This window comes from Rhizobium sp. A22-96 (assembly GCF_053521805.1).
Genome location: NZ_JBNWDQ010000008.1, coordinates 280,003 through 300,016 on the forward strand (window position 1 = coordinate 280,003; position 20,014 = coordinate 300,016).

Genomic DNA, 20,014 nt, shown 5'->3' on the forward strand with positions numbered 1-20,014 from the left:
CAATCACTGATGCAGATTGGCGTCGCGGAGCTCTTCGAAGCGGGCCGTGCTCTTCGACAGATGATTGCGCAGCGCCTTGCGGGCTGCCGCTTCGTTGCCGTCCCGGATCGCGTTGAAGATGGCGTGGTGCTCCCGGCGCATGCGCGTGGCGTGCCGCTGTCGCTCGGAAGCGGTCATTCTGTCGAGGCGTGCCCATTGGCGCGGCACCATGGCGGTGCCGAACGTATCGAAAAGCCGGCTGTAATAGGAGTTCTGCGTCGCGACCAGAATGGTGCGATGGAAGGCAAAATCCTCTTCGGCACCATAGCCACCCTCTTCGATTGCCTGGTCAAGCGCATCGAGCCGATCCTGCATGCGGACAATATCCTCCGGCGTGCGCCGCAATGCGGCCAGGCCGGCAGCTTCGTGTTCGATGCCCAGGCGCAGTTCGAGAACCCTGAGAACTTCGTCGATCGATTCCAGGTCATTCGGAATGATGGAGAAGGAGCGCGGCATGGGGTCGTTGGAGACGAAAGCGCCGAGCCCCTGCCGGGTGGTGATCAAGCCTTTGGCGCGCAGCGTTGCGAGCGCTTCGCGCACGATGGTCCTGCTGACCCCCGTCGCCTCCATGATTGCCTGTTCGGTCGGCAGCCGCTGCCCGGGCTTCAGGTCGCCGGACTCAATTTGGACGATCAGGCTGTCTGCAAGCCCGCTGCGCAGATTAGGCGTTTGCGGGATGGTGGTGAAAACTGCGTTTTCCCTGTCCTTCATGCTGTCTTGACGTCCATTCTCGCTGTTTGGCGACCGGCCAATGATGTCCTCGTTGCTAACCCATACGAATGGAAAAAGCAAAAGCCTGCCTGACGGTACAACTGAAACTAACCGGGAGCAAAGAATGAAAGAGAAAATCGGATTTATCGGCGTCGGCGCAATGGGCTCCGGCATGGCAGCAAATCTGCTTGCCAAGGGGTGGCCGGTCACCGTGCTTGCATACCGGAAACGCGAAGCCGTGGATCGACTGAAGACGCTCGGTGCGAGTGAGGTTGCAACGGCAAAGGAATTGGCCGAGGCAGCGGATGTCATCGTGCTCTGCGTCACCGGATCGGATCAGGTTCAGCAACTTCTCTCCGGTCGGGACGGGATTTGCGCCGCCGAAAAGCCGCTGCTCCTGATCGATTGCTCGACCTCCAATCCCGCAATAACGGTCAAGCTTGCGGAAGAGCTTGCACAATCGGGGATCACCCTCGTCGATGCACCCCTTGCGCGCACGCCGAAGGAGGCGGCCGAGGGAACGCTCGATGTGATGGTCGGCGGCTCGCCGGAAGCCGTCGCACGCACCCGTCCAATTCTTGAAGCCTTTTCCGCCCGCATCGTTCAGACGGGCGGTGTCGGCACCGCCCACACGATGAAGCTTCTCAACAATTTCGTTTCGATGGGCTATTCGGCGATCTACTCGGAAGCGCTGATGCTTGCCGCCAAGGCTGGCCTTACGCCACAGGTTTTCGACAGCGTGCTGCGTGGCAGCCGCATGGACTGCGGCTTCTACCAGGCCTTTTTCGAGTTCGTTCTGAACCGCAACGAAAACGCCCAGCGTTTCGCGATGGTCAATGCGTTGAAGGATATGAGCTATCTCGCCTCCTTCGCGCAATCCGTTCAGGCCGCCAATCCGGTCGGGGCGGCCGTCCGCAACAGTTTCGCGGCGGCAGTGGCTGCCGGCAAGGGCGAATCCTTTGTGCCCGCTTTATCCGACGTCGTTGCCGCATTGAATGGCGTTTCGCTGACGGAAACGAACGGGCCAGCGGAATAGGTGAGGATCTAACATGCTCGAAGTGCATCTCGATCCGGTCGGAGGCATTGCCGGTGACATGTTCGTCGCGGCACTTCTTGATGTGAGGCCGGATCTCGCGGCAGGGCTGATGGAGGCCCTGTCGCTCTGCCCGCTGCTCGATAAAGTCGGGTTCGAGCTGTCGGATCATAATGATGGCATCCTCACGGGCCGGTGCTTCATCGTTCGCTGTGATGGCCGACGCGCAGAGCTCGATGATGACTATGAGGGACACCATCATGATGGCGGTCACCATCATCATCATGGCCACGAACATCATCATCACGATCATTCGGATCACCACTCTCACGCCGATTGGCATTTGATCCGCGAGGCTCTGCTGACTTCAAGGCTCGACCGGGAAACCGTGAAGCATGCGGTCGGTATCTTCTCTCGTCTGGCTCAAGCGGAAGCGCAGGTGCATGGCGTCGATCCCGAGCAGGTTCGTTTTCACGAGGTCGGTGCGTGGGATTCCATTGCCGACATCGTTGCGGCGGCGTGGCTGATCGCCCGGATCGATGCTGTAAACTGGACGGTGGGCGCGTTGCCGCTCGGCTCGGGCCGTGTGCGCAGCGCCCATGGGCTGCTGCCCGTGCCTGCCCCGGCGACGGCCCTGCTCATGAAAGGGTTCGTGACCATCGACGACGGTATAGCCGGCGAACGTGTGACACCGACCGGCGCAGCCATCCTGCACTATCTCTGTGATCCCACTGACACCGTCCGCAGACCTCGAAGGTTAACCGCCTCCGGCCATGGTTTCGGTACGAAGCGCCTGCCGGGCCTGAGCAACTGCCTCCGCGTGCTCACCTTCGAGACGATCGAGACAACGATCATGCAGGATGAGGTCGCCGTTCTCGAATGCGAAATCGACGACCAGACCGGCGAAGACCTGGCGCAGGCGATCGATAATCTGCGTGCTCGCAAGGGCGTGCTCGATGTCGTGCAGATGCCCGTGTTCGGCAAGAAGGGCCGGATGATGACCCATCTTCGGATCCTTACCGATCCCGCCGCCCGCGACGATATCATCAGCGCCGTTTTCGATGAGACGACGACGATCGGCATCCGGCATTCGCTAGCCGATCGAAGCGTGCTGCAGCGCGAGGCGAGAAATACCGAGTTGGATGGACGGTCGCTTCGCCTCAAGCTCGTCGACCGTCCAGCCGGCCGCTCCGTCAAGCTGGAAGCCGATGACCTCACCGACATTGTGGGAAGTGCCGCGCGCACTCGGCTGCGCCGGCGAGCGGAGACCAACGTCCTGGAGGACGAGCAATGAGGCGGAGACTGGAAAATATACTCGCTTCGCTGGAAACATTGGCTATCGCGGTCAGTGGTGGTGTTGATTCCATGACGCTTGCCGTCATCGCCCACCGGCTGCTCGGCAGAGAACGGGTGACGATGATGCATGCCTTTTCGCCCGCAGTGCCGCCGGAGGCAGCGGAGCGCGTGCGTGGTTTTGCTAAGAGCGAGGGCTGGGATCTTCGCATACTCGATGCCGGTGAATTTGCCGACGAGAACTACGTCAGCAATCCCGTCAATCGTTGCTTCTTCTGTAAGGGCAATCTCTACGGCGCCATCAGCCGCCTTTCGGATCGGCAGGTCTTGTCCGGCGCCAATACCGACGATCTCGGGGAATATCGGCCCGGGCTCGATGCCGCCCGCAATCATCAAGTCCGCCATCCCTACCTGGAAGCGGGGATCGACAAGCAGGGCGTGCGCGCGCTCGCCCGCGAACTCGGCCTTGGCGAGCTCGCTGAGTTGCCAGCATCACCTTGTCTTTCCAGCCGTATCGAGACGACGATTGCCATCGACCCGGAGGCGCTGAAGGCAATCCATGCCATCGAGCGCCTGATCGGCGCCGCACTGACACCCCAGACGGTACGCTGTCGCGTGCGGCGGACTGGTGTCGTCATCGAACTCGATCCGCAAAGTCTCGACCGTGTAACAGCCGACAGGCAGTCAGACCTCTCTAAAGCGATCGTCGCATTGTTGCCCACAACGCTTGCTGGCCGCCCGATCGGCTTCGAAGCCTATCGCAATGGCAGCGCTTTCGTCGGAGCAAAGCAATGAGCGGTTCCGACGTCGTTTTCGATTTTGGCCGCTCGGCCCGTATCGGGCTCGATGAGGCTGTGTTCAGCGAAGGCAAGAGCGTCGGGCAGATCGTTTCCATCCTCGCGGATGCACGCGAGCGGAAGGTCGGTCTGCTGCTGACGCGCCTTGATGCGAGTAGGTTCTCAAACCTGCCGGCGGAACTCGCCGCCGATATCGACTATTGCCCCCTCTCCCGCACAGCTTTCTTCGGGCCGCTGCGGCCGGTCGTCGTCACCGGCAAGGTTGCGATCGTCGCTGCCGGTACATCTGATGCCGGCGTCGCGCGGGAGGCCGCGCGCACGCTCCGTCACGCCGGCGTCGAGGCGAGCCTCATCACCGATGTCGGCGTGGCTGGCCTCTGGCGGCTCGTGGACAGGATCGAGGAAATCCGGCGTCATCCGATCGTCATAGCCGTTGCCGGCATGGATGCAGCACTTGCCAGTGTGCTCGGAGGGCTCGTCCCCGGCGTGCTGATCGCCGTGCCGACCTCCGTCGGCTATGGGGCGTCAGAAGGTGGACGTACGGCTCTCAATGCGATGTTGGCAAGCTGTGCTCCAGGGGTGACCGTTTGCAATATCGACAACGGTTACGGCGCGGCCTCGGCTGCCCTGCGCACGCTTTCCATTATGGCAACACATTAGAAGTGGGAGGCGCTTCACCGCCTCCCCTCATTCAATCAGGCTGCATCGACCGTCAGCTGCGTCTGCTCGCCAAGCCCATCGATTCCGAGCTTGATCGTCTGGCCTGCCGTCAGGAAGAGCGGCGGCTTCATGCCGAGGCCGACGCCGGGCGGGGTGCCGGTGGAGATGATATCGCCTGGCTGCAGGCTCATGAATTGCGAGATGTAATGGACGAGGAAGGCAACGCCGAAGATCATGGTCTTGGTGGAGCCGTTCTGGCGCATGATGCCGTCAACCGAGAGCCACATCTTCAGGTTCTGCGGATCGGCGATCTCGTCGCGCGTGACCACCCAGGGGCCGATCGGTCCGAAACTATCGGCCGATTTGCCCTTGGTCCATTGGCCGCCGCGCTCGGCCTGGAATTCGCGCTCGGACACGTCATTGATGAGGCAATAGCCGGCAACGTGCTTCAAGGCATCGGCCTCGGAGACATAGCGGGCTTCATCGCCGATCACGATGCCGAGTTCGACTTCCCAATCGGTCTTTTTCGACTTGCGCGGAATGATGACGTTGTCGTTCGGGCCGGTGATGGCGCTCGTCGCCTTCATGAAGAGGATCGGCTCTTCGGGAATAGCTGCACCGGTCTCGGCGGCATGGTCGGCATAGTTCAGGCCAACGCAGATGAACTTGCCTGTTCGAGCGACACATGGGCCGAGGCGACCGGGTTCGGCAACCACGGGCAGGCTCTCGACGTCGATTGCGGCGATCTTTGCCAGGCCGGCCGCAGTGAGATTGACGCCAGCGACATCGTCGATCTGACCGCTGAGGTCCCTGACCTTGCCGCTCTTGTCGAGGATGCCGGGCTTTTCGTGGCCGCGCTGGCCGTATCGGAGAAGCTTCATATTGATTGTCCGCTATCTTGAGTTGGTGTTTTAAGCGTTCGCCCAGCCGCCATCGATGACGACGGCGTTGCCGGTCATGAAGGCCGACTCGTTGCTGGCGAGGTAAACGACGAGTTCGGCGACTTCTTCCGCCGTTCCGAGCCTCCCCATCGGCTGGCGGGCGATAAAACCGGCTCTGGCCTGATCATAGTCGCCAAGCGCGCGCATGCGATCCTGCAGCGAGGGGCTTTCCACCGTGCCGGGGCAGATGGCGTTGGCGCGGATGCCTTGACCGACATAATCGAGCGCGACCGATTTCGTCAGCCCGATGACCGCGGCCTTGGTGGTCCCATAGATGAAACGGTTCGGCGCGGCGATAACGGTCGACGCGACCGATGCCATGTTGACGATCGATCCGCCACCACGGGCGATCATGCCGGGCAGGAAGGCGCGGATCATGCGGTACATGGCGCGGATATTCAGGTTGACGGAAAAATCGAAAGCATCCTCGTCGCAGTCGAGGATCGAACCGTTATGGACGAAGCCGGCACAGTTGAAGAGAATATCGGGCGCATCGATTTCGGCCGCGAAATCCCTGATCTCCTCAGCCTTCAAAACGTCGAGCCTTCGCACCGTGACGCCGGCATGGTCGCGAAGCGTGTCCAGCTTTGCTGCGTCGATGTCCGTTGCCCAGACGCGTGCTCCCTCCCGCAAAAAGGCCAGCACGGTGGCGCGCCCCATCCCTTGCCCGGCCGCCGTGACGACGGCCGTCTTTCCTTCAAGTCTTCCTGTCATTTCAGATCCTCAGCAGATTATTCGGATTGCTCTTCGGCAAGGCCAACACGGCTTGCCGCGCCGTGGAGGTGGGCACGCATCGCTTCCTGAGCTTCGTCCGCATCCCCGGCCTCGATGGCATCGAGAATACGCTGGTGCTCCCCGAGCGTGACGGCGGCGAGATCCTCGGAGCGCTGTTGATTGCCTGACGCGAGAATGCTCTCGCGTACCTTCTCCGAGACGAACATCAAAAACTGAACCATGTAGGCATTGTCAGTGGCAGCGGCGACCGTCTTGTGAAATTCGAGGTCGGTCTTCAGCCACATCACGCTTCCGTAGGGTGCTGCCCGCATCGTTGCGAGAGCATCCTTCATGGCGAGAAGATCGTCACCTGTGCGACGCTTTGCGGCGAGAGCCGCCGCCTGGACTTCGAGAATGCCGCGCAGTTCGAAGAGCGACTGGAAAGCGCTTGCCTGCTGCAGGGCCTCGAAATCGATCGTCAGCACCGTAGCATTGGGCTCGTCCGCAACAAATGCGCCTCGGCCCTGCTGCGACCAGATCCGGCCCTCGGAACGAAGGCGCGCGATCGCTTCGCGGACGACATTGCGGCTGACGCCGAATGTCTGGGCCAGTTGCTGTTCTGTCGGCAACTGGTCGCCGGGCCGCAGCCGCCCCTGTGCGATCTCCCGCGAAATCGAACTCGCGACCAATGTCGAGAGATGCGGTCCTCGATTGACCTTGTCGAGCTTCAGCGTCATTCCCTACCCCCGTACTTCGCTTTCCACGCTTGCCAGTATCCGGCCCTCGCTTAACAGATGCTTCGGATCGAACGCATCCTTGATCCGGCTGGAAAGCTCCAGCGTCAAGGGGTCGGCGCGTTTGAGGAATGCCGCCTGCTTGACGCGGCCGATACCATGCTCCGCGCTGATCGAGCCGCCATGCCTGTCCACGACATCGAAAATCACCTCTTCCGTCGCATGGAAAAGGTGGTCGAACTCGGCGGCCGGCATGCCCACCGGCGGAACGATGTTCAGATGAATATTTCCGTCTCCGACATGGCCATAGGTTACGGCAATCGCTTCGGGGTGTTTTTTCGAGAGAGCGTCGAGGGTGTCGGAAACGAAGGCGGCCAGGCTCGATATCGAGACCGAAACATCCGTCCTGAGGTAGCGTCCCCCACGACCCTGCGCCTCGACCATCATCTCCCGCAGCAGCCACAATTTGTCGCTCTGCGCCTTGCTGCTGGCGATGACGCCATCAAGAATGAGATCGGATGCATCCGCGAGAAAGCCTTCCAGCAACGCCCTCAGATCGACCCGTCCGGCCGCCGACGCTTCGATGAGAACGTAGACGGGATAGGCCTCGCTCAATGGGTCGGGGAGATCGTCTCGTGAATTGATGGCGATCTCGATACCCCCACGCAGAATGAGCTCGAAAGCGGTGAGCAGATCGCTGCATTGGCGGCGCGCCCGCGCGTACAGCTGCATGGCCGCCTCAACGGATTCGAGGCCGACGAGTGCCGTCTCCACCTGTTCCGGTTTCGGGAAAACCTTGAGCGCAACAGCCGTCACAATGCCGAGCGTTCCTTCGCTGCCGATGAAGAGCTGCTTCAGGTCATAGCCGCGATTGTCCTTGCGCAACGTACGCAGGCCATTCCAGATGCGACCGTCGGCAAGCACGACCTCCAGGCCGAGCACGAGATCGCGCGTCATGCCGTAGCGCAGGACGTTGAAGCCGCCGGCATTGGTGGAGACGTTACCACCGATCCGGCAAGTACCCTGCGCACCGAAGGTGATGGGGAGAATACAATCCGCCGCCTCTGCATGCTGCTTGGCGTCCTCAAGAATACAGCCAGCCTCAACAACCATCGCAAAATCGATGGGATTGACGGAACGCACCTTGTTCATCCGCTCCAGCGACACAACGACTTCCCCGCCGGGATAGCTCGGCACGGCTCCACCGACCAGCCCCGTCAATCCGCCCTGTGGCACGACGTGGATCTGATGCTCGTGGCAGCACTTCATAAGCTGGCTTACTTCTGCCGTCGATCGCGGCCGCGCGACCGCCAATGGCCGGCCGTAGTGATCGCCGGACCAATCCCGGCTGTAGCGTCCCATGGCATCCGCATCCGTCAGGAGCATCTCTGCCGGCATCACTGCCGCAAGGGCTGCGAGCGCGCTTTCCTGATGGGGCGAAAGGGCATTCATTCGGTTGCTCCGGGTTAGGTTCGAAAACATCTGGACAACTAGGTCGCTTGCATGGTTATCATACAACATCGGTTTTGAACATCAAGTGCGAGGGCCTGTTCAGCTGCTCCCATTTCACCGAAAACCGATGTGAAAACGATAACTTGCAGGAGGATCCGTATTATGACCGCCACGTCCGGCCAATTTAGAATGATGCACACCATGATCCGCGTATTCGATCTCGACAGGTCGATCAAATTCTACACCGAACTGCTTGGGATGAAGCTTCTGCGCAAGGACGACTATCCGGGCGGAAAGTTCACCAACGCCTTCGTCGGCTATGGTCCGGAGGAGACGGATACGGTCGTCGAGCTGACCTACAACTGGGGTCGTGAAGAGCCCTACGAACTCGGCACGGGCTTCGGCCATCTTGCGCTTGGCGTCAACGATATCTACGCCGTCTGCGCTGCTCTCGAAAAGGAAGGGGCAAAGATCCCGCGTCCCCCCGGCCCGATGCTGCACGGCACGACGCATATCGCCTTCATCGAAGATCCCGATGGCTACAAGATCGAGTTGGTCGGCCTCGACACGATGTAACGATCGTTTACTTTTTAGAAGGCCGCGTCGACCGACGCGGCCTTTTTCATACGCGAATGCCGCCCCCGAACGCCCTGTCATTTGATGATCGCAATCTTGCTGCGGTCGATGGTGATGGCAACGGCGAGGATGAGAACGGCGCCGAAGACGACATTCTCTGCAAAGATGTTGATCCCGACGAATGTCATGCCGATGCGGACGATGGAGATGATCAGCGCACCGACGGCGGTGCGTGCCACACCGCCGAGACCACCGGTGATCGCCGTGCCGCCGACGATAACGGCGGCGATGGCTGGCAGCAGCAGCTGGTTGGCGAGATTGGGCGAGCCGCTTGAGAGACGTGCTCCAAGGATGATGCCGGCGATTGCGGCCAACATTCCCGATATTGCGAATGCGACGATCTTCGTCCGCTCGACATTGATCCCGGCCGCGATCGCTGCCGGTTCGCCGGCGCCGACCGCCAGGCTGTGACGGCCGAAGCGCGTATATCTGAGGCCGACATAGGCCAGGATGCCGATAACGGCGGCGATCCAGATGACGGTCGGCAGGCCTGCGAACGTGCCATTGATCCAGGCGGTTTTCTCGCGCCCGCCTTCCTCGATGGTGATTGCCCGGCCAGCCGCCGCCCAAAGGGCAATGCCGGCCACCACGCCGCCGGTCGCGAGCGTCGCCACGAAGGACGGCACTTTCAGGCGAACATGGACGTAGCCGCTAAGGATGCCGAAGACGAGGCCCGAGAGGATTGCAGCGGGGAAAGCGAGAATGCCGATCTGCGGCAGGAGCTGAGCGAGGATAACGCTTGCCAGCGATGCGACCGACTGGATCGAGAGATCGATGCCGCCGATGAGGATGACGAAGGTGACGCCGGCAGCCAGAATGAACAGAACGGCCGTGTTCGACAGCAGCAGGATCAGCGTATCGCCCGTCAGGAAGCCTGGCGCCGCCACCTCGATGGCGAGCACCAGCACAACAAGCAATGCGGGCGGTATCGCGCCTTGGATCCAGCCGGCTGCGAGGAGAGTTTTGATGTCTCTGAAGCTCTTCATGATGCTCTCCTCAAACCATGGCCCGGACAAGATCGACCTGATCCGGTTTGTAACCTGGCGCCGCATCGAAATGCGCTGTCACTGCGCCGTCACGCATGACGAGCACGCGATGTGAAAGCCCGATCGTCTCCTCCAGTGTGTCGGAGATCAGCAGGATGGCGATGCCCTGCGACGACAATTCGCGAACCAGCTCATAGACTTCCTCCTTCGCACCGACATCGAGCCCGCGCGTCGGATGGTCGAGAACGAGGATACGGGAGCCGGCTGTCATCCAGCGGGCCAGCACCACTTTTTGCTGATTGCCGCCGGATAGCTTGCGGCAGGCAATATCAGGCCCGGGAGCCTTGATGCGCAGCCGCTTGATCCAGTCCGTGGCGAGGCGGCGTTCGCGGCCATAGTCGATCGCCCCCCTGCGCATGACGGAGGAAAGGTCCGCAAGCGAGATGTTCTCGGCGATGGAGAGAAACATCACCAGGCCCTCCACACGCCTTTCGCGCGGGATATAGCCAATGCTCTTGCGAACGGCTTGTTCCGGCGAGCGAAAATGCACGGCCTCGCCTTTGATTTTCAAGGTGCCGCCGGTATGCGTGAGGAAGCCACCGATCGTGCGGGTCACTTCTTCACGGCCCGAACCGACCACGCCGGCAATGCCGACAATCTCGCCGGCGCGAATCTGCAGATCGACATCGTGAAATGCGCCGTCGATCGCCAGCCGGCTGGCATCGACGACGATCTCGCTGCGCGGCGGCAGCTGTTTGTCTTCCTTGTAATAGGTTGCCTGAAGGCCGCGACCGACCATGATTTCATGCAATTCCGGCCCGGTGACATCGGCTGCCCTGTGCTCGGCAACCACCTGCCCGTCCTTCATCGTATAGACGCGGTCGGAGATGCGCAGCACCTCATCCAGCCGGTGCGAGACGAAGACGAAGCTTGCGCGGGATTTGAGCGACCGCACACGCTTGAACAGCACATCGATATCGCTGCCGCTGAGCACGGATGTCGGCTCGTCGAGCAGGATCACGAGCGGCCGTGCCACGGTTTCCTCGAGCGTCAGAGCCTTTGCGAGTTCGACCATCTGGCGCGCCGCGAATGTCAACTCCGAGGTCCGTGCCGTCACATCGATATCGACGCCGATCTTCTCGAGCTGGCGCCGCGCAGCCGCCCGCATTCCCTTCCAGTCCATGATGCCGAAGCGGACGAACTGGTCCTCTTGGCCAAGATAGATGTTTTCGGCCACGGAGATATTGAGCAGCAGCGACTGCTCCTGAAAGACCATGCCGATGCCATGCACCGCGCCGTCGCGCGCATTGCGCAGCTTCAGCGGCTGGCCGTCAAGCATCAGCGTGCCGCCATCGGGCTGATGCGTTCCCGCTAGGATGCGCATCAGCGTCGACTTGCCAGCGCCGTTTTCGCCTATCAATCCGACCACTTCATTGGGTCTGATCTCGATCGAGACATTGCGGAGAGCGGGGACGCCTGCGAAGGATTTACCGATTTCTTTGGCTGACAACATGGCGGTCACTTCACGATCTGGAGGCGCAAGCGGTCGAGGGAAAGCGCGACGGCGGCGATGATCATCAGCCCCTGCACGGTCTGCTGCACATAGGGCGAGACACCGAGGAGGATCATGCCATTGCTGAGCACGGTGACAATCAAAACGCCGACCAGAGTATTGATGACGCCGCCTTCACCGCCTGTTAGTGCCGTGCCGCCAACGACGACGGCCGTGACGGCCGCAAACAGGCGGCCGTCGGCGATGACGGCGTCGGATCGGCCAAGCTGGGCGGCCGAAAGCACGCCCGCCACGCCGAAGAAGAAACCGGCAAGCCCGAATGCCATGATGCGGACGCGCCGCAGGTTGATGCCGGAGAGCTCGGCGACATCCTCGCCGCCGCCGATCGCCAGGATATGACGGCCAAGGCGGGTGTAATATTGAACCACACAGGCGAGCAGGAAGGATGCGAATGCCACCCATACGGCGAGCGGCAGGCCGAGCACCCGCATCAAGGCGAGGTCACGAATGGAGGGGTCCATCAGACGCACGGCCGAGCCGCCGAGCATGTAGACCGAAATGCCCAGTCCGATGAACCAGACACCCAGCGTCGCCATGAAGGACGGGATCCTCAGACAGGTCTGGATGATGCCGGTCGTGAACCCCATCAATGTGCTGGCGGCAATCGCTGCGATGACGGCGAACCAGCCATAGGAATTGGCATTGGCGTCATTGGTGGCAAGAAGCACGGTGACCATGGCAGCGACCGAGAGCGATCCTTCAACCGAAAGATCGATGCTGCCGAGCAGGATGATGAAGGTCAGTCCCATGGCAAGCGTCAGCGGCACCGCGGCGGAATTGGCAACGCGGACGAGATTGCGGAGTTCGATGAAATTCGGATTGGCAATTGTGATCAGGATGCAGAGCGCAATCAGCACCACGACAGGCGCATAGGAGCGCCAGCGCTTGAGGTTGAGCTTACTTACCAGGCGGCTTCCTGACGTCGGCATGGCATCTGCCCGCTCGCTTTTCGTCATAGTTTTGATGTTCTCGATATTCGTGGTCAACCGTCTTACCTCGCTGCGTCGTCCAGAGAGGGCTGGCAGGTGTCGCAACATCTGCCAGCCACAAGGCAGCCGCGGGAGGAGCCGTAGGCTGCGAAAGGAGACCGTTGCCGCGCCTTAGGTGCGGATAGCGCCGGTCACGCGACCCCAGAGGTCGTTCCAGTCGAGCGTCGGATGCGAGTCGATATTGTTCTTGTAGTAATCCTCGACATTGTCCTTGGCGATGAGCACGGCCTTGCCATAGAACTCCCGATGTTCTGGCGGCTCCTTGGCTGGGTCGAACTTCTTCTGCAACGCGGCGAGACCGATTGCGAGGCCCATGCCGCCCTGCCAGAACGGGTCGGAGGTGACGGTGCATGCAAACTCGCCCTTGCGCACCGCATCGACCGCGGCCTTGATGCCGTCGACGCCGACGACGGGGACCTTGCCGGCAAGATTTTCGGCGCGCAGAGCTTCGAGAGCGCCCGTGCCCATGTCGTCATTGGCCGCCCAGACGGCCTTCACGTCGTCGCCGAAACGCGTCAACAGATTGCCCGTCAGGTCGTAGGCTTCCGACGATTTCCAGTTGGCGACCTGGAAGTCCAGGAGCTTGATATTGGGGTTTGCCGCGAGCGCCAGATCAAGGCCCTTCTTGCGTTCGATCGCGGCCGTGTTGGAGATCTGTCCGCCAAGGGCGATGATGCCGCCGGAGCCGCCGATCGACTTGAACAGGATTTCGGCGATCTGTTTGCCGCTCGATATGCCGTCAAACTCGATGTGGGACACGTAGTAGGGATTGAAATCCTTCGGGTGAAGATCGTTCGGCTTGTTCCACTGCGTGACCACATAGGCACCCGCTTTGGCGCAAGCCTCGACGATCGGCCGCGCATCCGGCGTGTCGTTAGGGTCGGAGTTGACGACCATGTTGCCGCCGGTTTTGGCCAGCATCGCCTTGATATCGGCAATCCCCTTTTCGCTGTTGCCTTCCGAGACGAGCGTTACGTGGTCGAGACCAACGGCGGACGCAAAGGCTTCGGCACCTGTCTTCCATACAGCGTGGTACGGATTGGACAGCGAACGGATCGAGGTCACGAGCGTTGGCTTGTCGGCGGCGAAGAGTCGGCTGGGCAGTGCGGCAACCGTCGCGCCTGCTGCCACGGTGGCGAGAAACGAGCGACGGTTCATACTGGCGAAACGCGAATTTATCCTGTCTGTCATTCGAAAACCTCCCATTGAATGACGAAGATCCGATGCCGTCCTTATTCCCGCGGCATCTCGATCTGAAGCGTTTCCGTCGTAGCATTTGTACGACAACCCTTCAAGTCTATAACCGTACCCTTTCTCTTGACGGGGAGCAAGAGACTTGAGATTGTGATCGCGATCCGACCACCGGATTAAGAGGAAACGCCGGTGGTTGTGGAATTCGCGGAGGAAGAGAATGCCTGATTACATCATCGTCGGGGGCGGCTCGGCGGGATGCGTGCTTGCTGCGCGCCTGAGCGAGGATCCGGATGTTTCGGTGACTTTGCTGGAAGCCGGCCCGCGCGATACCAACATGTATATCCACCTGCCGGTGGGTTTCTTCAAGATGACCGCGGGTCCCCTGATCTGGGGCTACGAAACCATTGCCGGACGCGAGATTGCCGGGCGTACAATGGTCTATCCCCAAGCCCGTGTTCTTGGCGGCGGCAGTTCGATCAACGCCCAGGTCTTCACGCGCGGGTGCCCGGAAGATTATGATGGCTGGCGCGATCTCGAAGGTTGCCGCGGCTGGGGCTACGAGGACGTGCGACCCTACTTCCGCAAGTCCGAAGGCAATGATACCTTCGGTGGCGCTCACCATGGCACGGAAGGCCCACTCGGCGTCAGCTCACAGACACCGCATTCGCTGACGCGCGTTTTCGTGCGCGCGGCGCAAGAAGCCGGCCTTCCTTTCAATCCGGACTTCAATGCGGGATCGCAGGCGGGAGCCGGATTCTATCAGACGACGACGCGCAACGGACGGCGCAGCAGCACCGCTGTCGGCTATCTGAGACCCGCCTCCGTACGCAAGAACCTGACCGTACGGACCGATGCTGCCGTCAACCGCATCGTCATCGAGAATGGCTGCGCCGTCGGCGTCGAAATCATCGAGGATGGACGCCCCGTGCTCCTCAGAGCCGAGCGTGAAGTGATCCTGACCGCAGGTGCCATCGGTTCACCCAAGATGCTGATACTCTCGGGTCTCGGCCCCGCCGACGAACTGCGCGCGCTCGACATCGATGTCGTTCGTGATCTGCCCGAGGTCGGCAGGAATTTGCAGGATCACATGGATGTCGATGTGCTGGCCGAGCTTAACGGACCTCACGGCATCGACCGCTACAAGAAGCGCCACTGGCAGATCGCCGCAGGTATCGAATATGCGCTGTTCGGCAAGGGACCGGTCGCGTCGAACATCGTCGAGGCGGGCGGCTTCTGGTGGGGTGATCGCGACGAGAAGACGCCTGATATCCAATTCCATTTTCTGCCTGGCGCAGGTGTCGAGGAGGGTATCGGTGGGGTTCCCGGCGGCAATGGCTGCACCCTGAATTCCTACCATGTTCGTCCCCGTTCGCGCGGTACGGTGACCCTTCGCTCCAAGGATCCAAGCGTAGCGCCGGCAATCGATCCCAATGCCTTCGCCGAACCTTACGATCTCGAACGTGCGGTCGACGGGATCAAGATCAGCCAGGAAATCCTGTCGCAGGCAGCCTTCCGGCCGTTCGTCCGGAAGCTGCATCTGCCTGACGGCAACATCCGCAGCCAGGCCGACTATCGCGAGTTCGCGCGGCAATATGCGCGTTCCGCCTATCACCCGGTCGGGACATGCCGCATGGGCGGCGGCGACGATGTGGTCGTCGATCCCGAGCTCAAGGTTCGCGGCATCGACCGCCTGAGGGTGTGTGACAGCTCGGTCATGCCGAGGCTTATCTCTTCGAACACCAATGCCGCAACGGTGATGATTGCGGAGAAGGCGGCGGATATCCTCAAAGGCGTGAGGCAAACCCGCCCGCAACATGATTATGCGTGAGAAGAGTTTCTGACGCGTCCGCGCCACGGCAGGCCAGCGGGCTTTGCCGTGGTGAACAACAACATCAGGACTTACCCCGCCGCTGCGGTGATCGCACGCTTGCCGAGGCCGGACTTGACGATCTGGATCAACTCCTCCTCGCTGGTTTCCGACGTGGAGGCATCGAGCACGATCTCGCCGGCATGGAGGAAGTTGATCCGGTCGCAGACCTCGAAGATCTGGTTGTAGTTGTGCACGATCAGTACGACGGAAACTTCTCGCTGGCGCCGGAGGTTCTGGATCAGTCCCAGCACATGGGCGCTTTCACGCACGCCGAGTGCTGCAAGCGGCTCATCGAGGATGAGCACGGTCGGCGACGAATAGATGGAGCGCGCCACCGCGATGCATTGGCGTTGGCCGCCTGACAGCATATCCACCGTACTATTCACGCTGGGAATGGAGATGCCGAGCGTATCCAGATAAGTGCGTGAAAGCTGCCGCATGCGCTGATTGTCGAGCAGATTGAGCCCGAGGAAGCGCTTGCGCTGTTCGCGGCCCAAAAACATGTTGTGGTAGACGCTGAGATCGCCGACCAAAGCCAGATCCTGGTAGACGGTTTCAATGCCCAAAGCGCGGGCATCGCGTGGTGAGCTGAATCGAACGTCTGAACCATTGAACCGCATCTTGCCGCGATCCGGCGTGTGAAATCCGGACATGGTCTTGATGAGCGTCGATTTTCCGGCGCCGTTGTCGCCGACGAGCGCCAGCACCTCGCCCTTGCGAAGCTTCAGGCTGACATCGACAAGCGCGGTCACCGCCCCGAAGCTCTTGCTGATATGCTCCATTTCCAGAATGACCGGCGCGTTCTGGGGCAGCGGGGGAATGGGTTCGCCTGTCATTTGCGTCTCCTTGTGCGCAGTCTATCGACTTGGACATTGAGGATCATCGCGCCGATGATCGCACCTCCGAGGTAGATATCGGAGGTGGTTGCCTGTGCGCCGACCATGACGAGCCCGTTGTTGAGCGAGGCGACGACGAAGGCGCCGATGAGCGAGCCGACCGCCGTGCCGGAACCGCCGAGCAGCGATGTGCCGCCGATGACGGCTGCGGCGATTGCCTGAAGCGTCAGGAACGGGCTGCCTGCCGTCGGATCGGCCGAGGAGAACTCCGCCGTGTTGATGATCCCGGCCAGGGCCGCGATGCCGCCGGCAATCATGAAGTTGTAGATCTTTATCCAGTCGGTTCTAATGCCGATTTCGCGCGAGCCGGTGATATTGCTACCTGTCGCGACCGTGTGAAGGCCGAACCGCGTTTTGGTTAGCACGACCGCCAGGGCGAGGACGACGAGCAGCGCCCAAAGAAAAGGCGAAAATGCCGTCAGTCCGTGCAGCGAGAACAGCGAGTCATTGGGACCATAGAGGCTTTCGCCGAAGATCGAATTGAACGGCTCTTCGATGGGCGCAACAATCGGCTGGCTGTCATAGATCGAAACCGTGATGCCCTGAAGCAAGAAGAGCGTGCCGACCGTAGTGATCAGCGACGGGATCCGCATTCTGACCGTGATGAAACCGTTGATGAAGCCGATGGCGACACCCAGAAGAATGCCGATGATCGCGCCGACAAAGAGCGGCAGCCCCCAGGTGACCGACATCAACACCATGAGATAGGGCGCGAGGGAGAAGGTGCTGCTCAGCGACAGATCGATCTCGCCCGTGATCATCAGCATGACTTCGGCGACCGAGATCATGCCTAGGCGGCCGGTATCGCGTAGCACGACGCTCATCAGCTGGGTGGTCAAGAAGCCGCCATTACTGCCGATCTGGAAATAGATGACGAGCAGCACGGCCACAACGGCGACGCTTGCTTCCTTGTAACGCGAAAACATTGTCGCCGCCCTATTGCCGATCGACGGGCGCGCCGACGAAACAGCAATGGCTTGGTTGGCCTTTTCCAGGCCTCCGGGCTCTACATTCATCAGATAATCGACCTCGCTATCAATATACCGCACCACGGCGGATAAAAAAGTGCACGGCTGATAAGGGCCGTGCACTTCGATTCAGTTGCCTGCTTCACTTCGGCTCGTCGCTCGTGCGACCCTCGAAGCGCGTCTGGCCGAGATATTGATCGACATTGTCCTTGGTGACATAGGCTTGGCTGGTGTCGCTGTTTGCCGGGCCGACGAGGCCGCCGGAGACCTTGTAGAGGAACATCTGCTGCACCGGCAGGAAGCCCTGCAGATAGGCCTGCTGGTCGGTGGTGAAGGTTACGTCGCCGCTCTTGATGAAGGTCAAGGTCTGCGGGAAGAGGTCGAAGCCTGCGACCACGCCGCCCTTCTTCGCCAGGCCATATTTGTTCGACACGAAGCCGCAGGCATAGGTGTCGGAGCCGCCGGTGCCGAACATGCCCGCAACATTCTGATGGCTGAGATAATAGGATTCGACGCGCGAGATTTCCGTCTGCGGATCCGGTCCGGCATTGACGACATCATAGGTAACGCCGTTGCCGACATCCTTGATCGCCTGAATGTAGCCGTCCAGGCGAGGCTGCGTATTGAGCGAGCCGGGAACGCCGATCGTCAAAAGCACATGCGCCTTCGGCGGAAGCAGCTTGAGCCACTTCACCGCGCTGTTGTAGCCCGATTGGAACAGCGGCTGGCCGACATAGGCAAGGCGCTTGTTCGGGCTGCCCGTCGGCACATCGGCGTTGAAGGCGATAACGGGGATACCGGCGGCCATCGCCATATCCGTTGCGGCGTCGAAGGCCTTCGGGTCGACAAGGCAGACTGCGATGCCATCGGCCTTCTGGGCAATCGCCGTCTGCATGGCGCTGACCATTTCGGAAACAACATTCTTCTGGGAGCCAGTCCATTGGTAGGAGGCGCCGAACGCGGCGCAGGCATCCTGGATGCCGTAGATGCAGGGCGTGAAAAACTGATCAAGCGTCACATGGCAGACGAAGTGAAACTTGAACGGCTTCTTTGGCAGCCCGGCGCTTGCCTGTGCTGCCGCCTGCGCCATGGCGACGTTCGGATTGGACATCAAGGCGGCAGCGCCACTGGCCAGCGCCGCAGCGCCGAGACCCGTCTTTGCCGCGAGGCCGAAAGCCTGTCTGCGGCTCAGCAGCGTCTTTGCTTGAAATTCGTCATTCTCATCATGACCGTCATTCAAAACTGTACCCTCCCTTTGGCGACAGGAGCTACACCTCCCGTGTGCTTGCTGTCATACGGTTACATTGTTGTACGACAAGTTCTATGTCAATATGATTTGGCGGCCCTGCAGCAAATCGGGTGACCTCGGGCGCGTCACATATTGGTGAAATCGAGAAATAGTCAGGAAAATCAAATGACGAATTTGGAAAAGAGAAGTGTAGCAGCTGGGCTGTCGGTCACCACGATGGGTCTGGGAGGAACGGGTCTGGGCAACATGTATCGCGCCACGGATCCCAAGGTCGCCCATGAAACCGTCCACGCCGCCTTTGCGGCCGGGCTGCGCTACTTTGATACGGCGCCGGTCTATGGCTTTGGTCTTGCCGAGACACGGCTCGGCGAAGCGATCCGGACGCTGCCGCGGCAGGAGATCGTCATTTCGTCCAAGGTCGGCTACGATCTCGTGCCGATCCCGGATAGCGAAGTCAAACCGGTTCTCTGGGACGAGGCCCCTCCCTTTCGCGCCGATTTCGACTATTCGCGTGATGGTGTCTTGCGCTCGATAGAAGGCTCGCTGAAGCGGCTCGGAACCGATTATATCGACATGCTGGCAATCCACGATCCCGACGAAGCGCTGCACTTCGCCAGGGGAGAAGATCCTTATGCCCGCAGCCGCTTCAAGGAGGCAATGGATGGCGCCTACCCTGCTCTGGACGAGCTGCGGTCGCAAGGCATGATCAAGGCTGTCGGTGTCGGCATCAACCAGTGGCAGATGCTCTCGGATTTCGTCGAGGCCGGCCAGTTCGACTATTTTCTCTTGGCGGGGCGCTACACGCTTCTGGAACAGGAGCCGCTGGCAACGCTATTCCCGGCTTGCGAGCGAAAAGGCACGAAACTTGTTATCGGCGGCCCCTACAATTCGGGCATCCTGGCAACCGGCGCCGTTCAAGGGGCAACTTTCAACACCAAGAATGCACCGCAGGATGTGCTCAACCGCGTTGCACGGCTGAATGCTGTTTGCGAGAGCCATAATGTGCCTTTGGCTGCTGCTGCCCTTCAGTTTCCGCTCGCCCATAAGCTCGTCGTCAGCGTCATACCGGGCGCACGCTCGGTGGCCGAGCTCGAGCAGAATGTCCAGTATATGCAATGGCCGATCCCGGCAGCGCTCTGGTCGGATCTTCGCAATGAAGGGCTCATCGACACGGCGGCGCCGCTGCCGAAAGATGGCGGCTGATAGCTAACCAGGAGGCGTGATATAGACCTCCCCACGACCTTCTGCCGGGAGTGGGGAGATTGCTCTGACGAGCCCA

Annotated in this window: 19 protein-coding genes; 7 read left to right on the top strand and 12 right to left on the bottom strand. The window is 60.8% G+C overall.

The features are described from left to right. Nucleotides 1-3: 3 nt before the first annotated feature. The gene (locus ACQZ6F_RS30825; RefSeq protein WP_174075066.1) at nucleotides 4-750 is read right to left on the bottom strand and encodes a FadR/GntR family transcriptional regulator; all 747 of its coding nucleotides are present in this window, start codon (nucleotides 748-750) and stop codon (nucleotides 4-6) included. A gap of 43 nt (nucleotides 751-793) precedes the next feature. Here ACQZ6F_RS30825 and ACQZ6F_RS30830 point away from each other — a divergent pair, with 43 nt between their 5' ends. Genes ACQZ6F_RS30830 through larB form a run of 4 tightly spaced genes read left to right on the top strand, consistent with a single transcriptional unit; the run spans nucleotide 794 to nucleotide 4,533 of the window. Beyond that, on the top strand, nucleotides 794-1,786 hold the full coding sequence (locus ACQZ6F_RS30830) for an NAD(P)-dependent oxidoreductase (RefSeq protein WP_449095068.1): 993 nt from the start codon (nucleotides 794-796) through the stop codon (nucleotides 1,784-1,786). Nucleotides 1,787-1,799: 13 nt separating this feature from the next. Beyond that, nucleotides 1,800-3,077, top strand: a complete 1,278-nt coding sequence (gene larC / locus ACQZ6F_RS30835; protein ID WP_449094994.1) for a nickel pincer cofactor biosynthesis protein LarC — start codon at nucleotides 1,800-1,802, stop codon at nucleotides 3,075-3,077. Further along, nucleotides 3,074-3,871, top strand: a complete 798-nt coding sequence (gene larE, locus ACQZ6F_RS30840; RefSeq protein ID WP_449094995.1) for an ATP-dependent sacrificial sulfur transferase LarE — start codon at nucleotides 3,074-3,076, stop codon at nucleotides 3,869-3,871. The genes larC and larE overlap by 4 nt, the downstream gene beginning before the upstream one ends. Continuing rightward, nucleotides 3,868-4,533, top strand: a complete 666-nt coding sequence (larB, locus tag ACQZ6F_RS30845) for a nickel pincer cofactor biosynthesis protein LarB (RefSeq protein ID WP_449094996.1) — start codon at nucleotides 3,868-3,870, stop codon at nucleotides 4,531-4,533. Before larE ends, larB begins: the two co-directional genes overlap by 4 nt. 35 nt (nucleotides 4,534-4,568) lie before the next feature. Here larB and ACQZ6F_RS30850 read toward each other — a convergent pair whose 3' ends face one another. The 4 genes from ACQZ6F_RS30850 to ACQZ6F_RS30865 are packed head-to-tail and all read right to left on the bottom strand — an operon-like array spanning nucleotide 4,569 to nucleotide 8,374. Beyond that, nucleotides 4,569-5,414, bottom strand: a complete 846-nt coding sequence (locus tag ACQZ6F_RS30850; RefSeq protein WP_449094997.1) for a fumarylacetoacetate hydrolase family protein — start codon at nucleotides 5,412-5,414, stop codon at nucleotides 4,569-4,571. A gap of 30 nt (nucleotides 5,415-5,444) precedes the next feature. After that, entirely contained in the window at nucleotides 5,445-6,188 is a 744-nt protein-coding gene (locus tag ACQZ6F_RS30855) for an SDR family oxidoreductase (protein ID WP_449094998.1), read from the bottom strand. 17 nt (nucleotides 6,189-6,205) lie between these two features. Then, on the bottom strand, nucleotides 6,206-6,925 hold the full coding sequence (locus ACQZ6F_RS30860) for a FadR/GntR family transcriptional regulator (protein ID WP_068389517.1): 720 nt from the start codon (nucleotides 6,923-6,925) through the stop codon (nucleotides 6,206-6,208). 3 nt (nucleotides 6,926-6,928) lie between these two features. Then, nucleotides 6,929-8,374, bottom strand: coding sequence for an FAD-binding oxidoreductase (locus ACQZ6F_RS30865; protein ID WP_449094999.1), 1,446 nt, complete (start codon nucleotides 8,372-8,374; stop codon nucleotides 6,929-6,931). A 162-nt stretch (nucleotides 8,375-8,536) separates the two neighbouring features. Between ACQZ6F_RS30865 and gloA the strand changes: the two genes are divergently transcribed. Then, a complete protein-coding gene (gene gloA / locus ACQZ6F_RS30870; RefSeq protein WP_068389524.1) occupies nucleotides 8,537-8,950 on the top strand; it encodes a lactoylglutathione lyase in 414 nt (137 codons plus the stop codon). A 77-nt stretch (nucleotides 8,951-9,027) separates the two neighbouring features. Here the strand turns inward: gloA and ACQZ6F_RS30875 are convergent, their stop codons facing one another. The 4 genes from ACQZ6F_RS30875 to ACQZ6F_RS30890 form a co-directional block, all read right to left on the bottom strand. Then, nucleotides 9,028-9,996 carry an ABC transporter permease gene (locus tag ACQZ6F_RS30875; RefSeq protein ID WP_077470627.1) on the bottom strand — a complete coding sequence of 323 codons (969 nt, stop codon included), beginning with the start codon at nucleotides 9,994-9,996 and terminating at the stop codon, nucleotides 9,028-9,030. Between the two features lie 10 nt (nucleotides 9,997-10,006). After that, nucleotides 10,007-11,509 (bottom strand): sugar ABC transporter ATP-binding protein, encoded by a 1,503-nt coding sequence (locus ACQZ6F_RS30880; protein WP_449095000.1) that lies wholly within the window; start codon nucleotides 11,507-11,509, stop codon nucleotides 10,007-10,009. Between the two features lie 5 nt (nucleotides 11,510-11,514). Further along, a complete protein-coding gene (locus ACQZ6F_RS30885; protein ID WP_449095001.1) occupies nucleotides 11,515-12,525 on the bottom strand; it encodes an ABC transporter permease in 1,011 nt (336 codons plus the stop codon). A gap of 144 nt (nucleotides 12,526-12,669) precedes the next feature. Beyond that, nucleotides 12,670-13,749, bottom strand: coding sequence for a sugar ABC transporter substrate-binding protein (locus ACQZ6F_RS30890; protein WP_068389529.1), 1,080 nt, complete (start codon nucleotides 13,747-13,749; stop codon nucleotides 12,670-12,672). A gap of 220 nt (nucleotides 13,750-13,969) precedes the next feature. Between ACQZ6F_RS30890 and ACQZ6F_RS30895 the strand changes: the two genes are divergently transcribed. Then, entirely contained in the window at nucleotides 13,970-15,580 is a 1,611-nt protein-coding gene (locus ACQZ6F_RS30895) for a GMC family oxidoreductase (protein WP_449095002.1), read from the top strand. A gap of 71 nt (nucleotides 15,581-15,651) precedes the next feature. On the opposite strand, the gene ACQZ6F_RS30900 is transcribed toward ACQZ6F_RS30895, so the two are convergent. The 3 genes from ACQZ6F_RS30900 to ACQZ6F_RS30910 all read right to left on the bottom strand — a co-directional run bounded on the left by ACQZ6F_RS30900 (nucleotide 15,652) and on the right by ACQZ6F_RS30910 (nucleotide 18,726). After that, nucleotides 15,652-16,458, bottom strand: coding sequence for an ATP-binding cassette domain-containing protein (locus ACQZ6F_RS30900; RefSeq protein WP_136686900.1), 807 nt, complete (start codon nucleotides 16,456-16,458; stop codon nucleotides 15,652-15,654). Continuing rightward, nucleotides 16,455-17,534: an ABC transporter permease gene (locus ACQZ6F_RS30905; protein WP_449095003.1), complete on the bottom strand. Its 1,080-nt coding sequence runs from the start codon at nucleotides 17,532-17,534 to the stop codon at nucleotides 16,455-16,457. Before ACQZ6F_RS30905 ends, ACQZ6F_RS30900 begins: the two co-directional genes overlap by 4 nt. Nucleotides 17,535-17,628: 94 nt before the next feature. Further along, nucleotides 17,629-18,726, bottom strand: a complete 1,098-nt coding sequence (locus ACQZ6F_RS30910) for a substrate-binding domain-containing protein (protein ID WP_449095004.1) — start codon at nucleotides 18,724-18,726, stop codon at nucleotides 17,629-17,631. Between the two features lie 174 nt (nucleotides 18,727-18,900). Here ACQZ6F_RS30910 and ACQZ6F_RS30915 point away from each other — a divergent pair, with 174 nt between their 5' ends. Then, nucleotides 18,901-19,938: an aldo/keto reductase gene (locus ACQZ6F_RS30915; protein ID WP_449095005.1), complete on the top strand. Its 1,038-nt coding sequence runs from the start codon at nucleotides 18,901-18,903 to the stop codon at nucleotides 19,936-19,938. Nucleotides 19,939-20,014: the final 76 nt, after the last annotated feature.